Annotated in this window: 21 protein-coding genes and 1 tRNA gene; 14 read left to right on the forward strand and 8 right to left on the reverse strand. The window is 61.8% G+C overall.

Translation table 11 applies throughout. The features are described from left to right. Nucleotides 1-288 precede the first annotated feature (288 nt). A complete protein-coding gene (locus CXK94_RS21545) occupies nt 289-654 on the reverse strand; it encodes a helix-turn-helix transcriptional regulator (RefSeq protein ID WP_037039213.1) in 366 nt (121 codons plus the stop codon). Between the two features lie 355 nt (nt 655-1,009). On the opposite strand from CXK94_RS21545, the gene CXK94_RS21550 reads away from it, so the two are divergent. Next, nucleotides 1,010-1,234: a hypothetical protein gene (locus CXK94_RS21550; RefSeq protein ID WP_037039210.1), complete on the forward strand. Its 225-nt coding sequence runs from the start codon at nt 1,010-1,012 to the stop codon at nt 1,232-1,234. Between the two features lie 8 nt (nt 1,235-1,242). On the opposite strand, the gene CXK94_RS21555 is transcribed toward CXK94_RS21550, so the two are convergent. Next, nucleotides 1,243-2,139, reverse strand: coding sequence for a LysR family transcriptional regulator (locus CXK94_RS21555; RefSeq protein ID WP_102895818.1), 897 nt, complete (start codon nt 2,137-2,139; stop codon nt 1,243-1,245). A 148-nt stretch (nt 2,140-2,287) separates the two neighbouring features. On the opposite strand from CXK94_RS21555, the gene CXK94_RS21560 reads away from it, so the two are divergent. After that, a complete protein-coding gene (locus CXK94_RS21560; protein ID WP_037039205.1) occupies nt 2,288-2,713 on the forward strand; it encodes a VOC family protein in 426 nt (141 codons plus the stop codon). 94 nt (nt 2,714-2,807) lie between these two features. Here the strand turns inward: CXK94_RS21560 and CXK94_RS21565 are convergent. After that, nucleotides 2,808-2,897 (reverse strand) — tRNA-Ser (locus CXK94_RS21565). 206 nt (nt 2,898-3,103) lie between these two features. On the opposite strand from CXK94_RS21565, the gene CXK94_RS21570 reads away from it, so the two are divergent. The 8 genes from CXK94_RS21570 (at nt 3,104) to queF (ending at nt 10,614) form a co-directional block, all read left to right on the forward strand. After that, nucleotides 3,104-4,399: an HD-GYP domain-containing protein gene (locus tag CXK94_RS21570; RefSeq protein ID WP_102895819.1), complete on the forward strand. Its 1,296-nt coding sequence runs from the start codon at nt 3,104-3,106 to the stop codon at nt 4,397-4,399. Between the two features lie 112 nt (nt 4,400-4,511). After that, on the forward strand, nt 4,512-5,201 hold the full coding sequence (locus CXK94_RS21575; protein WP_102895820.1) for a crotonase/enoyl-CoA hydratase family protein: 690 nt from the start codon (nt 4,512-4,514) through the stop codon (nt 5,199-5,201). A 140-nt stretch (nt 5,202-5,341) separates the two neighbouring features. Next, a complete protein-coding gene (locus CXK94_RS21580) occupies nt 5,342-6,562 on the forward strand; it encodes an aspartate aminotransferase family protein (RefSeq protein ID WP_037039201.1) in 1,221 nt (406 codons plus the stop codon). Nucleotides 6,563-6,622: 60 nt separating this feature from the next. Further along, nucleotides 6,623-6,904: a hypothetical protein gene (locus CXK94_RS21585; RefSeq protein WP_011912811.1), complete on the forward strand. Its 282-nt coding sequence runs from the start codon at nt 6,623-6,625 to the stop codon at nt 6,902-6,904. Nucleotides 6,905-6,916: 12 nt separating this feature from the next. Next, a complete protein-coding gene (locus CXK94_RS21590; RefSeq protein WP_037039194.1) occupies nt 6,917-7,936 on the forward strand; it encodes a succinylglutamate desuccinylase in 1,020 nt (339 codons plus the stop codon). Between the two features lie 69 nt (nt 7,937-8,005). Next, the gene (locus tag CXK94_RS21595) at nt 8,006-8,935 is read left to right on the forward strand and encodes an ABC transporter ATP-binding protein (protein WP_037039192.1); all 930 of its coding nucleotides are present in this window, start codon (nt 8,006-8,008) and stop codon (nt 8,933-8,935) included. Beyond that, nucleotides 8,932-9,711 (forward strand): ABC transporter permease, encoded by a 780-nt coding sequence (locus tag CXK94_RS21600; protein ID WP_037039190.1) that lies wholly within the window; start codon nt 8,932-8,934, stop codon nt 9,709-9,711. Before CXK94_RS21595 ends, CXK94_RS21600 begins: the two co-directional genes overlap by 4 nt. 72 nt (nt 9,712-9,783) lie before the next feature. Then, a complete protein-coding gene (gene queF / locus CXK94_RS21605; RefSeq protein WP_102895821.1) occupies nt 9,784-10,614 on the forward strand; it encodes an NADPH-dependent 7-cyano-7-deazaguanine reductase QueF in 831 nt (276 codons plus the stop codon). 67 nt (nt 10,615-10,681) lie between these two features. Here queF and CXK94_RS21610 read toward each other — a convergent pair whose 3' ends face one another. Then, the gene (locus CXK94_RS21610) at nt 10,682-10,948 is read right to left on the reverse strand and encodes a DUF4404 family protein (protein ID WP_037039184.1); all 267 of its coding nucleotides are present in this window, start codon (nt 10,946-10,948) and stop codon (nt 10,682-10,684) included. 223 nt (nt 10,949-11,171) lie between these two features. Between CXK94_RS21610 and CXK94_RS21615 the strand changes: the two genes are divergently transcribed. Next, on the forward strand, nt 11,172-11,873 hold the full coding sequence (locus tag CXK94_RS21615) for an MlaA family lipoprotein (protein WP_037039182.1): 702 nt from the start codon (nt 11,172-11,174) through the stop codon (nt 11,871-11,873). A gap of 201 nt (nt 11,874-12,074) precedes the next feature. On the opposite strand, the gene CXK94_RS21620 is transcribed toward CXK94_RS21615, so the two are convergent. Next, nucleotides 12,075-12,374, reverse strand: coding sequence for a PilZ domain-containing protein (locus CXK94_RS21620; protein ID WP_037039178.1), 300 nt, complete (start codon nt 12,372-12,374; stop codon nt 12,075-12,077). Between the two features lie 196 nt (nt 12,375-12,570). Here CXK94_RS21620 and rssB point away from each other — a divergent pair, with 196 nt between their 5' ends. After that, entirely contained in the window at nt 12,571-13,755 is a 1,185-nt protein-coding gene (gene rssB, locus CXK94_RS21625; protein WP_037039175.1) for a two-component system response regulator RssB, read from the forward strand. Beyond that, a complete protein-coding gene (gene rssC, locus CXK94_RS21630) occupies nt 13,752-14,234 on the forward strand; it encodes an anti-sigma factor antagonist RssC (protein ID WP_037039172.1) in 483 nt (160 codons plus the stop codon). The genes rssB and rssC overlap by 4 nt, the downstream gene beginning before the upstream one ends. A gap of 7 nt (nt 14,235-14,241) precedes the next feature. On the opposite strand, the gene tal is transcribed toward rssC, so the two are convergent. Then, the gene (gene tal, locus CXK94_RS21635; protein ID WP_037039170.1) at nt 14,242-15,168 is read right to left on the reverse strand and encodes a transaldolase; all 927 of its coding nucleotides are present in this window, start codon (nt 15,166-15,168) and stop codon (nt 14,242-14,244) included. A gap of 124 nt (nt 15,169-15,292) precedes the next feature. Continuing rightward, nucleotides 15,293-16,228, reverse strand: a complete 936-nt coding sequence (dusA, locus tag CXK94_RS21640) for a tRNA dihydrouridine(20/20a) synthase DusA (RefSeq protein ID WP_258005985.1) — start codon at nt 16,226-16,228, stop codon at nt 15,293-15,295. Nucleotides 16,229-16,404: 176 nt separating this feature from the next. On the opposite strand from dusA, the gene CXK94_RS21645 reads away from it, so the two are divergent. Beyond that, complete coding sequence (locus CXK94_RS21645; protein WP_049324674.1) at nt 16,405-17,517, forward strand: site-specific integrase; 1,113 nt, start codon at nt 16,405-16,407, stop codon at nt 17,515-17,517. On the opposite strand, the gene CXK94_RS21650 is transcribed toward CXK94_RS21645, so the two are convergent. Then, the gene (locus CXK94_RS21650; RefSeq protein WP_102895822.1) at nt 17,514-17,795 is read right to left on the reverse strand and encodes a pyocin activator PrtN family protein; all 282 of its coding nucleotides are present in this window, start codon (nt 17,793-17,795) and stop codon (nt 17,514-17,516) included. The genes CXK94_RS21645 and CXK94_RS21650 overlap by 4 nt on opposite strands. Nucleotides 17,796-20,279: the final 2,484 nt, after the last annotated feature.

Raw genomic sequence — 20,279 nt, forward strand, 5'->3', positions numbered from 1 at the left:
CCTTGAACGGCCAGTTTGCTCCGGGGGATCTGGCTGAACAATGAGGTGCCGACGTGCGGCCGTGTTAATTGTTCGGGATAACTGTCGCGCAGGTTTCTGGATCGAATTCAATACGCGCGATCAGTAACTAAGCCCGTACACTTTGAGGGTAATTCTGGCTTGGTTTTGCAATGCCGTGAGTTGAATGGGGCGGGCGTAATTGGCGATTCATTCAATAAGCGAACCGATGTCGAAGTAATACGTTATTGCCTGCTTTCGGTAAGGCGAATGGTAAGCTGGATTTCTTGCTCAGCGAGAAGATTTCTTATGACGGGCCAGAATCTTTTTGGCCGAGGCGACGATTTCCTTCAGCGTATCCAGGTCGTCGGTCTGGTAGGCGATATCGCAAAGGCTGTGCCGCAGCTCCTGGCCGCTGGGTTCCGAGGGCAGGGATGCCGGCGCTACGGTGACGAAGAAGGATTCCATCGAGCACTCCAGGGCACGGGCCATTTCCTCCAGCGCCTCGAGCCCGGGCGCATAGCTGCCGCGCTCGTAGCGGCTGATGGTCATGGGCTCGCACCCTAGAGCCTCGGCCAGGTCCGCCTGCGTCCATTCCTTGGCTAGTCGAAGCGACTTGATCCGCTTGCCGAGGGTTTTGGTGGCATTCTGACTCATAGGAAAGCCCCGAAAAATCAGATACTTGCATCTGACTCCCCTCCCCATGAAGGTCAAAAGATGGCTACTAGCCATGTTTTGACTAGTCATATCTAGTATAGTTCTGTCGACGCCGCCGCGTGAAATCAGCGTGGGCGGTGGTGAAGAAATGGCTTTCCCGCGCAGCATTTATCCGGCATGACGGCGATCGCTTTATTGCAATAGAGACACAGGGGCGAAGTTAAGGTATCGCCGATCGGAACTTCGCCGTGGCTGGATAAATGAACCTGTAGTTTTCCAAGGGGAAGCAATAAGACACACACCGTATTTGCAATCAGATGGCCTGGGCAGACGGATCTAGCATGGGAGGTTATTTATGAAGTGCATCTCCGTATACGTGGAAAAACTAAAAGCCGGCTTCAGAAAGAACCAGCAAAGGGAACAACTGCAATTGCGGTATGAAGCCAAGCGAAATGCGGAACTGATAAAGATCGTGAAGGACGATGGAATCTTCGGGGCGCGCGAAGAGGAGCGGCAGGCCGCCTTGGCCATCCTGAAGAAACGCAAGGAAGCCGCGGGCGCCCAGAAGCCGCGCGGCTAGAGGCTCGGTCAGTGGGGCACGGCTTCGTCGTGCCCGTCCATGGCGGCCTGCTCGACGATCAGTCGTGCGAGCAGGCGGGCCGGTTCGCTCAGGTTTTGCCGGGCACGGTGCACCAGGCCTACGTCGCGGTGGAACGTATGTTCGACGAGGTCGATGGCCCGCACCGAGCTCGGCCAACGCCTGCCGGAGGCGGTTTCCGGCACCAGGGCAACGCCCAGGCCATTGCCGACCAGTTTGACGATGGCCTCCAGTTCGTCCAGTTCGCTGACCTCTTCCAGGGTGAAGTGCATCTGCCGCAGGAAACGGTCCACCTGGCGACCGCCGAAGGACGACCGGTCATAGCGGATGAAGGGCTGCGAGGCGAGCAGTTCGCGCCAGTCGTTCCCCGCCAGCGCCTCGGGAACGAGCAGCCGATAGGGCTCCCGCGTCAGGCTGGTCCATCGCAGGTCGCTCTGCAGCTCGAACGGCGGGCGGATGATTGCCGCGATATCGATCTCGCCGGCATCCACCAGGTTGAGCAGTTCCATCGACAGGCCGGGCAGCACCCGCGTCCGGCAGCCGGGGCTTTGCCGGTGGAACCGCGTCAGGGCATCGGGGAGCAGGGCGCGCTGGATGGAGGCGATCGCCCCGATGTTCACCCGCGCCATCTGCACATGCTCCGCACTCGCGGAGCCGAGATTGTCGTACAGGCGGACCAGTTCCTGCGCTTGCAGCAGGGTCTGCTGTCCCATCGGATTCAGGTATGCCTTGCGGCCCCGGCGTTCGAACAGTTCGAAGCCGAGCTGCGCCTCGAGCCTCTGCATCTGTGCGCTGACCGCAGCCTGGGTCAGGCCGATCCTGGCGCCCGCGGCGGCGAAGGTGCCTTCGCGCGCAACGGCGATGAGTGTCTTGAGTTCGCGGATCATCGATAGATTCTGTTTGTGTATCGAAGAAAAATATATTGATTTTTGTAGTGCTTGGCGAGCCGTAGGATGGTGGGTGGGCGAACCGGTCCGACCGATGCCTGCGTGTGCGCGACTACACCTCCAACCAACAATGACCTCGGAGCCTCGGATGAGCCTTTCTCCTTTCCACCTTGCGATTCCCGTCTACGATCTTCCGGCCGCGCGTGAATTCTACGGCGAGACCTTTGGCCTGGCGGAGGGACGCTCCAGCGACCAGTGGGTCGACTTCGATTTCTACGGCCATCAACTGGTCATCCACCAGCACCCCAGAACCGCTTCGCAGGAGCAGGCGCACAGCAACCCGGTGGACGGGCACGACGTGCCGGTACCGCACTTCGGTATCGTGTTGCCATGGGAGCAATGGGAGGCCCTGGCCCAGCGCCTGAAGGCCCTGGGCACTTCGTTCGTGATCGAGCCCTATGTTCGCTTCAAGGGCCAGGTTGGCGAGCAGGCCACCATGTTTCTCTTCGATCCCTGCGGCAATGCCCTGGAGTTCAAGGCCTTCAAGGATATCGGCCAGCTTTTTGCCAAGTAGCCGCACTGGGCGCGACAGGCGTGGTCGCGCGGGTGCCGGAAAAGCAAAAGCCCCTGGTTTCGCCGGGAAACCAGGGGCTTGCTTGAATCGAATCTGGCGGTGAGGAAGGGATTCGAACCCTTGATACGATTTCTCGTATACACACTTTCCAGGCGTGCTCCTTCAACCGCTCGGACACCTCACCGGATCGACGGAGGTTCAAGTCCGTCGAGGCGCGCTAATGTAATCGAACGGATTGCCTTTGGCAAAAACTTTTTTAGCTTATTCATGTGCTTAAGAAAAACGCCCGTGGCAAGTGACAGGTTCCACGTTCCAGTGGATCGACATTGTCGCCCGTGCTGCTGCCTGGAGTAACGTGGGCGCCGAAGGACACGGAGCGCAACCTCACCCATGAGACGGATGGACAGCCCAGACAACGAAATGGATGCCGTACGGGTGCCCGGTCGCCGACGAGTGAATGTCGGCAACCTGGAGCTGGGCATGTTCATCTGCGAGCTCGATCGACCGTGGGCGGAAACGGGTTTCGCCTTCCAGGGTTTTCCACTGCTGCGCTTCGATGAGCTGCAGGCCGTGCGTGCCTGTTGCGATTACGTGTACATCGATGAAACCCGCTGGGTGCGCCTGTCGCAGCCGGCTCGCGGTTCGTGCGCCGGAGCCGTGCCGGCCGCCGAGCGCAGGCAACGGGGCCAGGGGGCGTTGTCGGCGGAAGTCGAGGAAGCGAAGGCGGCCTATCACGACGGCTCCCGCCTGATCGAACAGGTACTGGAGCAAGTGCAGCACGGGCGGGCGATCGATACGCGTGCCTGCCATGCGGCGGTCAGGCGCAATCTGCAGAGCCTGTTGCGTAATGAAAGTGCGATGCTCTGGCTGATCCGGCTGAAGCGCCAGGATCTCTACACCGGCTTGCACTGCCTGTCCGTGTCGATCATGGCGATGGGGTTCGGCAATCATCTGGGGCTGGCGGACGACGATCTGGAAGTGCTGGGCATGGCGGGCCTGTTGCACGATGTCGGCAAGATGCGCATCGATCCGCTGGTCCTCAACAAGCCCGGCAAGCTCACCGCCGAGGAGTTCGAGTTGATCAAGCGCCACCCGGAGTTCGGTTTCGATGCGTTGCGCTCGGGGCCGGGCATTCCGCAGGCGGCATTGCAGGCTGCCTACGGCCATCACGAGCGGCTCGATGGCACCGGCTACCCGCTTGGGCTGGTGGCCGAGCAGATTCCCTACATGACCCGCCTCATCACCATCGTCGATGCCTTCGATGCGATCACCAGCCATCGTGCCTATGACCGTGCCAGACCGGTGCAGGCGGCTTTCGACATCCTGCGCGACGCCAGCGGCCGGCAGTTCGATGAGGCACTGGTCCGGGAGTTCATCCGCTGGCTCGGTGCGTTTCCGGTGGGCACGCTGGTGCAATTGCACACCGGCGAAGTCGCCGTGGTGGTGGAGAAACACGAGCACCTGCAACTGCGGCCACGCGTGGCGGTGCTGCGCGATGCGCACAAGCAGCGCTGTACACCGCGCTACCTGGACCTCGCGCGAGTCTGCACGGATAGCCTGGGCGTGCCCTACCGGATTTCCAGCGGGCTGCCGGACGGGGCATATGGGCTGCACGTCGCCGATCCGGAACTGCAGGGCATACTGCATCCGCGGGCGCTGGCCGAGTTCGAGCTGGAAATCCAGTGACCTTCGAACGGCGGCGTGCGGGCTCGCGGTGACCGGCTGGTCAGTCATCGCGCTTTACCTGGGCCGGGGGGCTGGGTAACGTCTGCTCACTTCAATAACAAGGAATCTCGTCATGAGTGAGCTGGTCTCCTACCAATTCGAAGACGGCATCGCCACGCTGACGCTGTGCAATGGCAAGGTCAACGCGCTGTCTCCCGCGGTTTTCGAGGCGCTCAATGCCGCGCTGGATCGCGCCGAGCAGGACCGTGCGGTGGTGATCCTCACCGGGCAGCCGGGAATCCTTTCCGGTGGCTACGATCTCAAGGTCATGACCTCCGGCCCGCAAAACGCCATGGCGCTGGTCGCCACCGGCTCGACCTTCTCCCGCCGCATGCTGGCGCACCCGTTCCCGATCATCGTCGCCTGCCCGGGGCATGCCATCGCCAAGGGCGCCTTCCTGCTGCTGTCGGCCGACTACCGCATCGGCACCGAGGGGCCGTTCCATATCGGGCTCAACGAGGTGCAGATCGGTATGACCATGCACCACGCCGGCATCGAGCTGGCGCGTGATCGGCTGGGCAAGGCGGCGTTCCAGCGTTCGGTGATCAATGGCGAGATGTTCGACCCGGCTGCGGCCGTGGACGCCGGCTTCCTCGACAAGCTGGTGCCGGCCGGCGAGCTGCTGGCGGTGGCCAAGGCGGCAGCCGAGCAACTGAAGAAGATCAACATGGTGGCGCACAAGAACACCAAGCTGAAAGTGCGCAAGGCACTGTTGGAGACGCTGGACCAGGCCATCGCGCTGGACCAGCAGCACTTCGGCTGATCCGTCCGGCCGGGCGCGCAAGAGAATTTCTCCACGAGTGCGCACGAGGGCCGGCCCTGCGTTTACACTGCGCGAGTGACGCCCCGCCGATGGCGGGGCGTTTTCATTTCCCATCAGTGTCGCATCGCAGGAGAGTCCCGATGTCCGCCCCGCATACCCCGGTAGAACGCGCCGATTTCGACCAGGTCATTGTTCCCACCTTCGCCCCCGCCGCCTTCGTGCCGGTGCGCGGCCTGGGTTCGCGAGTCTGGGATCAGAGCGGTCGAGAACTGGTGGACTTCGCCGGCGGCATCGCGGTCAATGCACTGGGCCATGCACATCCGGCGCTGGTGGCGGCGCTGACCGAGCAGGCCGGCAAGCTCTGGCACATCTCCAACATCTATACCAACGAGCCGGCGTTGCGCCTGGCCAAGAAGCTGGTGGCGGCGACCTTCGCCGACCGCGCGTTCTTCTGCAACTCCGGTGCCGAGGCCAACGAGGCGGCGTTCAAGCTGGCCCGTCGTTACGCCCATGATGTGTATGGCCCGCAGAAATTCGAGATCATCTCGGCACTCAACAGCTTCCATGGCCGCACCCTGTTCACCGTCACGGTGGGCGGGCAGTCGAAATATTCCGACGGCTTCGGGCCGAAGATCGAGGGCATCAGCCATGTGCCCTACAACGATCTCGAGGCGCTGAAGGCGGCGATTTCCGACAAGACCTGCGCCGTGGTGCTGGAGCCGATCCAGGGCGAGAGCGGCATCCTGCCGGGCGAGCAGGCCTACCTGGAAGGCGCGCGCCAGCTCTGCAACGAGCACAACGCGCTGCTGATCTTCGACGAGGTGCAGACCGGCATGGGCCGCACCGGCGAGCTGTTCGCCTACATGCACTACGGCGTGGAGCCGGACATCCTGACCAACGCCAAGAGCCTTGGCGGCGGCTTCCCCATCGGCGCGATGCTGACCACCAACGGGATCGCCGCGCACCTGAGCGTCGGTACCCACGGCACCACCTACGGCGGCAACCCGCTGGCCTGTGCCGTGGCCGAGACGGTGGTGGATATCGTCAACACGCCCGAGGTGCTGGAGGGCGTCAAGGCACGGCATGAGCGCTTCAAGACCCGGCTGCTGCAGATCGGCGAGCGCTACGGCGTGTTCAGCCAGATCCGCGGCCGTGGCCTGCTGATCGGCTGCGTGCTGACCGACGCCTGGAAGGGCAAGGCCGGCGCCTTCTGCGCCGCCGCCGAGAAGGAGGCGCTGATGGTGCTGCAGGCCGGTCCGGACGTGGTGCGCCTGGCGCCGAGCCTGGTGATCGACGAGGCCGATATCGATGAGGGCCTGGAGCGTTTCGAGCGCGCCATCGCCACCCTGGTCCAGGCCTGATCAATCCCTTGCGCGCGGCGTCGCTGGCGCCGTGCGCCCCATCAAGCGAGAGCATTCGAAATGAGCGATAGCCTGCAACTGGTTCTGGAAGATGTCGACGGAACCCAACTGGAAACCTCCTGCACCCGCTTTGCGGTGGTCTGGCAGGGCCGCGAGGTGTGGATTCAGCAGGTCGGCAACGGCCAGCTGATGATCGGCGTGGACGTCGAGGACGGCGACACCGAATACGCCAACCTGGTGCTGCGTCCGCTGGCGACCAACCTGGTCAGCCTGCAACTGGAGATGGAGCCGGTCGAGGCCGATGACGACGAGCACGTCCACGGCCCGGACTGCAACCACTGACGGCAAGCCGGCATGCTCGCCCTCGGCAAGCTGCTGGAGCTGACCCTCGCCGGGCGCGAGCCCTGTGAGAAAATCCAGCTCACCCCGCAGGGGGTGAAGCTGCGCTGGCTGGCCGAGGGCGCACTGCTGGTGTCGCCGCCGGCCAGCCAGGACCAGGGCCTCGACCTGCTGCTCTCGGCAGGGGTTCACGGCAACGAGCTGATCCCCATCCATGTGCTGGACCACCTGATCCGGGCGATCGCCCGTGGCGAGGTGCAGCCGCATGCGCGCCTGTTGCTGGTCTTCGCCAACCCGGCGGCGATGCGGCGCACGGCGCGGCAGGTCGACCTGGATCTCAACCGCCTGTTCCTCGGCGCCCATGGCGACGTCTGGGGATGCGAGGCGCTGCGTGCGGCGGAGCTGGAGGCGCTGGTCGCGGGCTTCTTCGAACCGGGCGGACGGCAGCGCCGGCACTATGACCTGCATTCGGCCATGCGCCCATCGCGGCTGAAGCAGTTCGCGATCTGCCCCTGGCGGGAACGCGAGCAGGCCACACCCGAGGCACTGGCGCGCCTGCATGCGGCGGCCGTGGACGGTGTGCTGCTGCAGCGCCAGCCGACCAGCACCTTCAGCGCGCTGAGTGCCACGCGGCACGATGCCGAGGCGTTCACTGTCGAGTTGGCGGAGGAGCCGGGCGGGGCGCTGGTGCGGCTCCAGCAGGCCCTGGTCGCCATGATCGAGGGGCGGGAACTGCCGGCGCTGGCCGCAGCGCCTTTGCACGTGCTGCGCGTCGCCCGCGAGATCGTCAAGCGCACCCCGCAGTTTCGCCTGTGCCTGCCGGCCGATATCGAGAACTTCGCGCCATTGCCACTTGGCAGCGTACTGGCCGAGGAGGGCGACGGGACCCGTTGGATCGTCGAGGAGCCGCAGGCGCGCATCCTCTTTCCCATGGCCGAAGCCGCGCTCGGCCAGCGCGCCGGGCTGATCGTCGTGCCGCTGGTCGGGCCGGCAAGCGTCGCGCTGAAGGCGAGCGGTATCCAGGATGCGCCCTGATCGACGGTTGCAATTGGCGATACGCGCCCTTATCTAGCTTCACTCCCCTTGCGTTGTGTGCACCTTCTTATGAGTACTGCTCTGTCCATTCGGCAGTTGACCAAGACCTACGGCAACGGCTTCCAGGCCCTCAAGGGCATCGATCTGGATGTCGCCGAAGGCGACTTCTTCGCCTTGCTCGGCCCCAATGGCGCCGGCAAGTCCACCACCATCGGCATCCTCTCCACCCTGGTGAACAAGAGCGGCGGCACGGTCAACGTATTCGGCCACGACCTGGACCGCGACCCCTCCGGCCTCAAGCGCTGCCTGGGCGTGGTGCCGCAGGAATTCAACTTCAACCAGTTCGAGAAGGCCTTCGACATCCTGGTGACCCAGGCCGGCTACTACGGCATCCCGGCGAAGGTCGCCAAGGAGCGCGCCGAGCGCTACCTCAACCAGCTGGGCCTGTGGGACAAGCGCGACGTGTCCTCGCGCATGCTCTCCGGCGGGATGAAGCGCCGCCTGATGATCGCCCGCGCGCTGATCCACCAGCCGCGCCTGCTGATTCTCGACGAGCCGACGGCGGGCGTGGACATCGAGCTGCGCCGCTCGATGTGGTCGTTCCTCACCGAGCTCAACCGCGAAGGCATCACCATCATCCTCACCACCCACTATCTGGAAGAGGCCGAGCAGCTGTGCCGCAACATCGGCATCATCGACCACGGCCAGATCGTCAAGAACACCAGCATGCGCGAGCTGCTCAAGCAGCTGCACGTGGAAACCTTCCTGCTCGACCTGAAGGAATCGCAGCTGGTGGCGCCGGAGCTGGGCAACTACCCGTCGCGGCTGATCGATCATCACACCCTCGAGGTGCAGGTCGAGAAGAGCCAGGGCGTCACCGAGCTGTTCCGCCTGCTGGCCGCCCAGGGTATCGAGGTGCTGAGCCTGCGCAACAAGACCAATCGGCTGGAGGAACTGTTCGTGTCGCTGGTGGAAAACAACCTGAAGGTGACGCCATGAGTGCCGAACTGCGCCCCAACCTGGTCGCGCTGCAGACCATCGTCCACCGCGAGATCCGCCGCTATACCCGTATCTGGCCGCAGACGCTGCTGCCACCGGCGATCACCATGGTGCTGTACTTCGTCATTTTCGGCAGCCTGATCGGCGCGCGTATCGGCGAGATGGACGGCTTCAGCTACATGGACTACATCGTGCCCGGGCTGATCATGATGTCGGTGATCACCAACTCCTACAGCAACGTGGTGTCGAGCTTCTTCAGCACCAAGTTCCAGCGTTCCATCGAGGAACTGCTGGTCTCGCCGGTGTCGCCGCACGTGATCGTCGTCGGCTTCGCCCTGGGCGGCATCACCCGCGGCCTGGCGGTCGCGGTGATCGTGACGCTGCTGTCGATGTTCTTCACCGATCTGCAGGTGCACCACCTGGGCGTCACGGTGCTGGTCATCACCCTGACGGCGAGCATCTTCGCCCTCGGCGGCTTCATCAACGCGGTGTTCGCGCGCAATTTCGACGACATCTCGATCATTCCGACCTTCGTGCTGACGCCGCTGACCTACCTGGGCGGGGTGTTCTACTCGATCCACCTGCTGTCGCCGTTCTGGCAGACGCTGTCGCTGGCCAACCCGGTGCTGCACATGGTCAACGCCTTCCGCTACGGCATTCTCGGCGTGTCGGACATCCGCATCGGCGTGGCCATCAGCTTCATGCTGGTCGCGGTGGCGTTGCTTTATCTGGTTTCCGTGCGCCTGCTCGTGAGCGGCAGGGGGATGCGCCAGTAATCGCGTCGCAAGCTGAAAAAGACGCCGCGAAGCGTTAAACTTCACGGCGTTTTCGTTCCAGGTTCTCTCCAGATGCAGCATCCCGCCGAACATTCTCCGCTGGGCAAGTCCAGCGCTTACGTCGCTACCTACAGCCCCGACCTGCTGTTCCCGATCCCGCGCGCGCCGAAGTGGGCCGAACTGGGCCTGAGTGCCGAGACGCTGCCGTATCGCGGTGTGGATATCTGGAACTGCTACGAGCTGTCCTGGCTGCTGCCCTCGGGCAAGCCGGTGGTGGCGATCGGCGAATTCGAGATTCCGGCCGACTCGCCGAACATCATCGAATCCAAGTCGTTCAAGCTCTACCTCAACTCGCTGAACCAGTCGGTGTTCGCGTCGCGCGAAGCGCTGCTGGAGGTGGTGAGCCGTGACCTCTCTGCGGCGGCGGGCAAGCCGGTGGCGGTTCGCCTGCGCACGCTGGATGCGGTCGGTGCCGAGGGTGTCGCGGCGCTGCCGGGGCGCTGCATCGACGAGCTGGAGATCGCCATCGAGCATTACGACCAGCCGCGTGCCGAGCTGCTGCGCTGCGATCCGGCGCGCCAGGTCGAGGACTGCCTGCACAGCCACCTGCTCAAGTCCAACTGCCCGGCCACCGGCCAACCCGATTGGGGCAGTGTGGTGGTGGAATACCGTGGCGCGGCGCTGCAGCCGGAGAGCCTGCTGGCGTATCTGGTGAGCTTCCGCCAGCACGCCGATTTCCACGAGCAGTGCGTGGAGCGCATCTTCCTCGACCTGCAGCGCCTGCTGCGGCCGGAAAAGCTCACGGTCTATGCGCGCTATGTGCGGCGTGGCGGGCTGGATATCAATCCCTACCGCAGCACCGAGGCGCTGTCGGTGGACAACCGGCGGCTGGTGCGCCAGTAGCTGGCGAGTGGTTTGCCGCGGGGCCGGGATTTTTGCTACCACCCCGCGGTCTCTTCATTCCGACGGCTCAGATTCCCATGTTCGCCAGGGTTTGCATGATGTTGCGCAGGGTCAGGGCCATGCTCGGATGGCTGACTTCGAAGCGCTCCACCGCCAGGTTGACGCCATCCACCAGCGAATCGTTGTACTCGGTCGTGCCCCGGGTCGCCAGGCGGGCTTCGATGTCCTGGGCGATCGCCTGCAGCGAAGCGCGCTCCTCATCGGTCAGCGGAGTGTCCTGGGCCAGTTGATTACGCAGTTCTTCGAGCTGCGACTGCAGATCATGTTCCGGCATATTGCTTCCCTCTCTGGACAACATGGATATGGACCTCGATGAGCAAAGGGTAAACCAGCGGTGCGGGGCTTGTCTGTTCCTTTAGAGCGGCAGGGCGACAGGGTTTATCCGCAGGATTCTGCAACGATGTGTTTCGTATCCGCGACTGCCGAAAATGAAAATGGCTCTATACTGCGCGGTCTGCGTTGGCGCGTCGCACACATATTCAAAAGGGAGAGTTGCTATGCCTAATATCGCTACGGACTGGTTCGTCGTGCTCAGGGCCAGCCTGGTCGCTGCCGCCGCCGTGTTGGGTTCGACTTTCTCGCAGGCCGCCGAAGAGGACCCATGGGAAGGTGTGAACCGCGCGGTGTTCCGCTTCAACGACACGGTCGACACCTATACCCTCAAGCCGTTGGCCAAGGGTTACCAGAAGGTGACGCCGGATTTCCTCGAGGATGGCATCGGCAACGTGTTCGGCAACCTCGGTGACGTGGTGGTGCTGACCAACGACCTGTTGCAGGGCAAGGTCCGCGATGCCGGCATCGACACCAGCCGCATCCTGTTCAACACCACCTTCGGCCTGCTGGGCTTCTTCGACGTGGCGAGCCGCATGGGGCTGCAGAAGAACGACGAGGATTTCGGCCAGACCCTGGGGGCCTGGGGCCTGGGTAGCGGGCCCTATGTCGTGTTGCCGCTGCTCGGCCCGAGCTCTGTGCGCGATGCCTTCGGCCGGGTGCCGGACGCCTTCCTCGAGCCCTATCCCTACATGGATCACGTGCCGACCCGCAACGTGACGCGGGCGGTGGACGTGGTCGACACGCGTGCCGGGCTGTTGTCGGCCGAGAAGATGATCACCGGCGACAAGTACATCTTCGTGCGTAACGCCTACCTGCAGAACCGCGAGTTCCGTACCCTGGACGGCCAGGTCGAAGACGACTTCTGAGCGGGGAAGGTCTGGCGCTATAGCGGTTGGTCAATCAGCCTGGGGCAACGAATGATTGTGGCGCCTGATAGCTCGCATGTTGGGCTTCGCTTCCGCTCAACCCAACCTACGCGGGTCGAGATGCATCGCCTGGGTTGCGGCGTGCAGGTTGGGGCGGGGCGCGCAGCCTGAGGCGCGAGGCGCCGAAGCCCGACATCATCCTCAGGCCATCGCCAATATCGCCAGCCCCAGGCTTTGCCGGCCGTCGTCCAGCTGGCTGACGCGCACCACCTCGGTCTGTGCATCCAGCCCCTTGAGCGCGCTGTGCTCGGAAGGAATCAGCACCCGCAGCCGTTCGCCCGTCTGCAGCGCCGTCCGGGCGACGACCTGCATGCCGGTGCTGGACAGGTCGATGCAGGTTCCCTCCAGGCTGGTGCCGTCGATTTCCAGGGTCACGGCCGTTTCGATGTGCATGCGGATGAAATCGCGCTTTTCGCTGTAGTCCCGGTCGTTCTGACTCATGTTTTTTAGTCCTTTTATATATGGTTGCCGAGGTTCTTATAGTTCTCATCAATCCGGCCTGCAACGTGCCGGCCGGTCGGCTTGAAACCCCGATCGTATGGGAGTACCGTCTGCGCCTTGAAACGAACCCATGCCCGGCGTCCGCGCGGGGCCAATGCTTTCGCCAATCATCCTGGCGACACCGCCTGGTAGGAACATGCACAAACCAAGCGCGACGCTGCTGATCATAGATGACGACGATGTGGTTCGGGCCAGCCTGGCCGCCTATCTGGATGACAGCGGCTTTCGTGTCCTGCAGGCCGCCAATGGTCCACAGGGTATGGAACTCTTCGAGTCCGAGCAGCCCGACCTGGTGATCTGCGATCTGCGCATGCCGCAGATGGACGGGCTCGAACTGATTCGCCAGATCAGCGAGCGCCAGCTCGACCTGCCGGTGATCGTGGTTTCCGGTGCCGGGGTGATGAGTGACGCCGTGGAAGCGCTGCGCCTGGGCGCCGCCGATTACCTGATCAAGCCGCTGGAGGATCTGGCGATGCTCGAGCATTCGGTGCGTCGCGCGCTGGATCGCTCCCGCCTGCGGCTGGAGAACCGGCGCTATCGCGAGCAGCTGGAAACCGCCAACCGCGACCTGCAGGCCAGCCTGCACCTGCTGCAGGAGGACCAGGACGCCGGTCGCCAGGTGCAGATGAACATGCTGCCGGTGACGCCCTGGAGCGCCGACGGTTTCGATTTCGCCCACCAGATCATTCCGTCGCTTTACCTGTCCGGTGATTTCGTCGATTACTTCCGGGTGGACGAACGGCGTATCGGTTTCTACCTCGCCGACGTTTCCGGCCACGGTGCCTCGTCGGCGTTCGTCACCGTGCTGCTCAAATTCATGACCACGCGGCTGCTGTACGAGTCGCGTCGCGGCGGTACGCTGCGCGAGTTCAAGCCGTCGGAAGTGCTCGATCACATCAACCGCGGGCTGATCAACTGCAAGCTCGGCAAGCATGTCACCATGCTCGGCGGCGTGATCGATCAGGAGCGTGACGTATTGCACTACAGCATCGGTGGTCATCTGCCGATGCCGGTTCTGTACACGGGCGATAGCGCCCATTATCTGGAAGGACGCGGGTTGCCGGTCGGGCTGTTCGCCGAGGCGACCTACCAGGATTTCGAGCTGAAGCTGCCACAGACCTTCAGCCTGACCTTGCTCTCCGACGGCATTCTGGACCTTTTGCCCGGCGAGACACTCAAAGAAAAAGAGTCTGCGTTGCCCGGTCTGGTCACTGACGCTGGCGGCACGCTGGATGGATTACGTCGAGTCTTCGGGTTGGCCGAACTGGCCGACATGCCCGACGATATCGCCTTGCTGGTGTTGAGCAGGAACCTTGCATGAGTACTGGTAGAATCCAGTTCGCCGAGATGGATGGCACCTTTGTACTGAAGTTCGTGGGTGAGATCCGTCTGACGCTCTGTTCGGCGCTGGATGCGACAATCGAGAAAATCTTCTCGTCGCTGAACTTCTCCTCCATCGTCATCGACCTGACCGAGAGCCGCAGCATCGACAGCACCACCCTGGGCCTGCTGGCCAAGCTGTCGATCCTGTCGCGGCAGAAGGTGGGCATGTTGCCGACGCTGGTCACCACCCACCCGGACATCACCCGCCTGCTGCAGTCGATGGGGTTCGACCAGGTGTTCAATATCGTCAACACGCCGCTGCCGTGTCCGGAATGCCTGACCGACCTGCCGTCGCAGGATCAGTCGGAAGACGTGGTCAAGGCCAAGGTGCTGGAGGCTCACCGGATCCTGATGAGCCTCAACGAGTCCAACCGCGAGGCCTTCCATGACCTCGTCACCGCGCTGGAGCGTTCCTGACCGGAACTCAGGCCAGATCTGCCAGTAGCGCTTCGAGCTTCTCCTGATCCCGGGCGAACTGGCGAATGCCTTCGGCAAGCTTCTCCGTCGCCATGGCGTCTTCGTTCAGCCCCCAGCGGAAGGCCTTTTCATCCAGGCTGATGCGCGGTTCGGCTTCGCGCCCCGGCTCGAGCTTGCGTTGCAGCGTGCCGCTGGCCTCGGCGAGCTGGCCGAGCAGTTCCGGGCTGATGGTCAGCCGGTCGCAGCCGGCCAGCGCCTCGATCTGGCCGATATTGCGGAAGCTGGCCCCCATCACCACCGTCTGGTAGCCATGCGCCTTGTAGTAGTCGTAGATCCGGCTGACCGAACGCACGCCCGGGTCCTCGCTGCCCTGGTAGTCGCGGCCTTCGTGCTTCTTGTACCAGTCGTAGATGCGCCCGACGAAAGGCGAGATCAGGAATACGCCGGCCTCGGCGCAGGCGACCGCCTGGGTGAAGGAGAACAGCAGGGTGAGGTTGGTCTGGATGCCGGCCCGTTCCAGCTGCTCGGCCGCGCGGATGCCTTCCCAGGTGGAGGCGATCTTGATCAGGATGCGCTCGCGGCCGATGCCGGCCTGTTCGTAGAGGCCGACCAGGCGCTCGGCGCGCTGGATCATGGCCTGGGTATCGAACGACAGGCGCGCGTCGACCTCGGTGGAGATGCGCCCGGGGATCAGTTCGAGGATCTGCTTGCCCACCGCCACGGCGAACAGGTCGCAGGCCAGGCCGATGTCGCCCTGGCACTGCTTCATCGCATTGCCGAGCAGGTCGGCATAGCGCGGCATGGCGGCCGCCTTGAGCAGCAGCGATGGATTGGTGGTCGCGTCCACCGGTTTCAGGCGGGCAATGGCATCGATGTCGCCGGTATCGGCGACGACGGTGGTGAACTGCTTGAGTTGTTCCAGCTTGGAAGTCATGGAAAGGCGGGCTCCATCCTGTGAGTGACATGACCTTACCCGAGCCCATCGGCCCGCTCAACGGGCGCATGGGCGCGGATGCGCCTGGCCTTTGATCGAGTTGGCCGGCGAGCGTTCCGCGCGCTCAGTGCCCTTCCAGCAGCAGGATGGCCTGCTCCAGCAGGGCCAATGGATCGTTCGCCTTGTGGATGTCCGCCGAGAGCAGCTGGCGGAAACGCCGGGCGCCGGGGAAGCCCTGGCCCAGCCCGAGCACGTGGCGGGTGACATGGTGCAGGGCGCCGCCCTCGGCCAGATGCCGTTCGATGTACGGGCGCAGATTGCGCAGCGCCTGGGCGCGGCTGATCGGTGCGGCCGTGCTGCCGAACAGTTCCTGATCGACCCGTGCCAGCAGGTAGGGGTTGTGGTAGGCCTCGCGCCCGAGCATGACGCCATCGAACGTCCGCAGATGTTCCCGGCATTCGTCGAGTGTCTTGATGCCACCGTTGAGGACGATTTCCAGATCGGGGAAATCCCGCTTCAGTTGCGCCGCGACGTCGTAGCGCAGCGGTGGTACTTCGCGGTTCTGCTTCGGCGACAGGCCCTCGAGAATGGCGATGCGCGCATGCACGGTGAAGCTGCGGCAACCGGCGTCGCGGACCTGGCCGACGAAGTCGCACAGCTCGGCGTAGCTGTCGCGTCCGTTGATGCCGATCCGGTGCTTGACGGTGACCTCGATACCGACGGCATCGCGCATGGCCTTCACGCAGTCGGCCACCAGCTGTGGGTGGCCCATCAGGCAGGCACCGATCATGTTGTTCTGTACCCGGTCGCTGGGGCAGCCGACGTTGAGGTTGACCTCGTCATACCCGGCGGTTTCGGCGAGCTTGGCGCAGGCCGCCAGTTCCGCCGGCACGCTGCCGCCCAGCTGCAGCGCCAGGGGATGCTCGCTCTCGTCGTGGCGCAGGAAGCGCGCGGCATCGCCATGCAGCAGCGCGCCGGTGGTGACCATCTCGCTGTAGAGCAGGGTATGCCGGGAGAGCTGGCGCAGGAAGAACCGACAATGACGGTCAGTCCAGTCCATCATCGGTGCAACAGAAAACCTCCTGCTTGGCGCTCTTCGAGGATTTACGCCGCTCTGGCTATAGTTTGGCAGGATATCTGTTTCTCTCATTTGCTACCGTTTCTGCTCGTTTTTGCTTGTTTCTGGGTGGGCGTTGCTACAATGTAGCAAGTCAATTTAACTATGTAGCAAAATTTATGGGCACTATTACTACCCGCAAGCGCAAGGACGGGTCTGCGCGGTATACAGCGCAAATCCGGATCATGCAGCAGGGCGTTACAGTATATCAGGAAAGCCAAACCTTCGACCGGAGGTCTACGGCCCAGGTATGGATCAAGCGCCGAGAGACGGAGCTGGCCGAGCCTGGTGCTATAGCAAGGGCAAATAGGAAGGGCGTGACCGTCAGGCAGATGATCGAGCGTTACCTCGACGAGTACGAAAAGATCAGGCCGCTCGGGAAAACCAAGAGAGCCACCCTCAAAGCGATTGGGGAGACCTGGCTGGGGGCGTTAGAGGATGTGCAGATCACCAGTCAGCAACTTGTCGAGTACGGGTTGCGCCGAATGCAGGAGGATGGCATTCAGGCCCAAACCGTTGGCAATGATCTGGCCCACCTCGGGGCTGTGCTTGCTGTTGCCCGACCAGCCTGGGGCTATGACATTGACCCTATGGCGATGCCTGATGCTCGTCAGGTGTTGCGCAAGATGGGGGCGGTGACCAAAAGCAAAGAACGCACTCGTCGACCGACCTTGGAGGAGCTGGATAAGCTCCTGAACTACTTCTGTGAAATGCGTGATCGCCGAAAGCAGCAGATCGACATGGTGCGCATCATCGTGTTCGCGCTGTTCTCGACTCGCCGACAGGAAGAGATCACTCGCATTCGTTGGGATGCTATGGATGAACCAGGCCGGAGGGTGCTAATCACCGATATGAAAAATCCAGGTCAGAAACAGGGCAATGACGTGTGGTGCCTGGTGCCGGGCGAGGCATGGAGTATCCTGCAGTCAATGCCGCGTGTAGCTGATGAGGTGTTTCCCTACAACGCCAAGTCAGTGTCTGCCTCGTTTACACGAGCCTGCCACTTCCTTGAGATTCAGGATCTGCGCTTTCACGACCTGCGCCATGACGGCGTGTCGCGTCTTTTTGAGATGGGTTGGGATATTCCGAAAGCTGCGAGCGTGTCGGGTCACCGGGATTGGAACTCGATGCGACGCTACACGCACCTGCGGGGGAATGGGGATCCGTATAAGGATTGGCCATGGTTGAAGAGGGTGATAGACGGCCCCACGATCGGGGCCGGGTCGGATTAAGAACTACGGCGAATGCCTCGCCCCATTAGCTTATCGTGCTCAAGCTTTGCCTTGCTGTGCTGGGCATCCAGGTAGGCGGCCAGATCGGTCAGATGAACTCCTCTTGCGGACTTCTGACTGCTCTCCATCGGCACCAAAGTCAGGTCGATCTGGCCGGTGGCAACCTTGATCTTCAACTTCTCCGGCGTCAGGTGGCTGAAGTAATCCCTGCATAGCCGCTCCAGGGGGATGATGGCAGCTCCTCCATATTGAGCCATCAATAGAAAAATGGTGTTCATCGCTGTGCTCCAGCTGGTTTCATACCCTGATTGCGTGCGTATTCAGTCGCGTGGTGCCGTGTGATGCCTATTCTTGCCTTTATGTAGGCGCCTGATACTCGTTCCTTACCCATGAATTACTCGGCTCGCTGATTGCTTGTAATCCCATTTTGAGCGCTTGAAATCTTCGTAGGGTGGCAGTTTGTACCCTAAACAGGGTCTAGTCTTCGTGAGCGGCTGGTGCCCGGTTTGCTGTATGGACGAGCAAAGATGTGCCGTTTCTGGCTGATGCTCATGAGCTGGTGATAGCGTGACCGGCCATGAGGGCTGCTGCTGCAAGTAGATTTTTGGTGGAGACGAGTTGAGAGGTTACTTCTGGCCCATCAGGGTGGTGAGCGAGCTTCTCTCGTGCAGGTGGGATTCAGCATGGTGGTCGGCGCGTTAGTAGCGGCCAATCCATGGCCAGCGAATATCTTTCGTCGCATCTTTGAAATCTGCTGCCATCCATTATGGATATCCCCTGATGTCTAATCGTTGCGTAGAAGTAACTTCGTCGGGGAGGCTGCTTCTGTTAAAGATCGCTGCCAAAGTGAGATAACTCGGAGCTGGAGGCTGCGGTTTGCATGTTGGCCAGAAGCTGGCAGGTGGTCTCCGTAAGTCAAGGCGATTCAGTCTATGGTTTTTGCATCCATCTAAATGTTGGCCAAGCTGGCGATCCCGGTTGCCGGGAGCTGAGACCTGTCGAACACTTGCAAGCTGAGGCGGCTAGAGGTCTGGCAAGAACAGAAGCTTTTTCTGGTGCCATTGCTTTCTGTCGGTACAGAAGCGTCGATTCGCACACGGCTTTCACGCTGCGATGGTCATCCCTTGGGTCAGGAAGCACAGTAGTATCAATTCGTGGGTGCAGAAGTAACTTCTACGAAAGAGTTTTCCTTCAATCTGAGCGATACGGTCTCGGACAGGCCTGGCGGGGTTGCACGAAGGCGTGGCTTTGGGCGCTATCGCAAACTTTGGGCCGGCCGAAAGTACTTCTGTAAGCTGTTGCCGGCGCTGCAGTGTCGTTTCGCTCCTGCAGAAGTATTTTCAACGCCTGCTGGTCATCCGCATATGTATCCAAACGCAAATGTTCGATGCGCCTAGGCCGCCCCTAGACACGATCGTCGGGCGGCTAGCGAGTGCCTAAGAGCGCAGGCTTATACACGGCACGCACATGCAGAACGGCACGAGTGTCATCGGCAACTGATTTGAGCCTGAAATGACCATCCCTCATGGTGACGTAAAATATCTGCCCATTTTCAGAAAGTGCTCCGGGCGGTAGGGACAGGTTGAGGAGATGCCAGATTTCAGACCTGACTAAAGCCGTAGTCGCTACTGCATGTACCGATCCCAGTGCGGCAAAGCCTAGGTGCAAAAAAATCTCTCTGGCTATGTTGTTCCAATCAGTGAAGCTGCGAGTGTCGCGTTGCATGATGTATCCAGACAGTCTCGTTTCTCCGCAGGGCGTTTTGACATGCTCACAGCTGTGGACGCTGAGCTCTTCTGCAATCCCTCGGAGGTAGTTAGCGACATAGTTCGCCACGTCTTGGGCGCTACTGAGAAACCCAGGGTGCGCAATCTGTTTTTTGCTTGGCAGGGTTGTGTTGGTCACTGGTTTTGCTCCGACTCAGTGGCGGCATAGAACCTGCGCTAGAGATGTTTCTAGGGCATCGGTGACCCTTATCATCCACACGATTTTCAGTGTGCAACCCCTCCGAGCAAAGGGCCCTCCAATGTGTTTTAGGTGCACTTTTGTGCACCTAAACCGCTGTGCGATAGGTTCACAAAAGTGCACCGTGGGAGAAGCTTTTGAACCCAGCGTGCCATCGATTGGATATGCAACCCCTCAATTAGGGCCTGATTTAGGTCCTGGTCTTGTAATTTTCCATGCGCGAACCTGGGGCTAACTGTCGCGACAGAAGAGACAGATCCAAGCCTGCTGAAGCTTTTCCATTTGATAGCGGCTGAAGCTACTACTCCGCCTGGGGTGTGGGTGCTATGCGCGCAATGAGCGTGGGGGAGGGCAGGGGAAAACATGACTTTTGACTGCCCGGCTTACCTTGAAGCGGGTTTCAAAGCATTTTTCGGAATGTCCGGCGACCAATAAGGGGTAGACGTTCGCAAAGTATTTTGGCGCTAGCCCTTGTACTGCGTCGGGCCTGGGGTGTTCATCGGCCACAAATCTTTCGCACGTTCGGCGCCATATTTCACCCTATGGGCGGCTAAGGGTTTCCGCTTCCGATGGTTTTCAAAATAGCTGGAGCTGAGCAGCCTCTAATTCGGCGGAAGGTGTTATCTCGGAATCCCAAGAATAGCGGGGTGTCAGGCGAGGTATTTGGCCAGTAAGCGTCCAGCCAAGTCATCTTCCGAAGCTGTATCACATGGTGCACGGGTAGGCTGTATCACATGCTGCACGCCTACTCTGTATCACACGCTGCACGCATAAAAATCAGTGCGAGACTATTACGG

This window comes from Stutzerimonas stutzeri (assembly GCF_002890915.1).
Classification (GTDB): Bacteria; Pseudomonadota; Gammaproteobacteria; order Pseudomonadales; family Pseudomonadaceae; genus Stutzerimonas; species Stutzerimonas stutzeri_AF.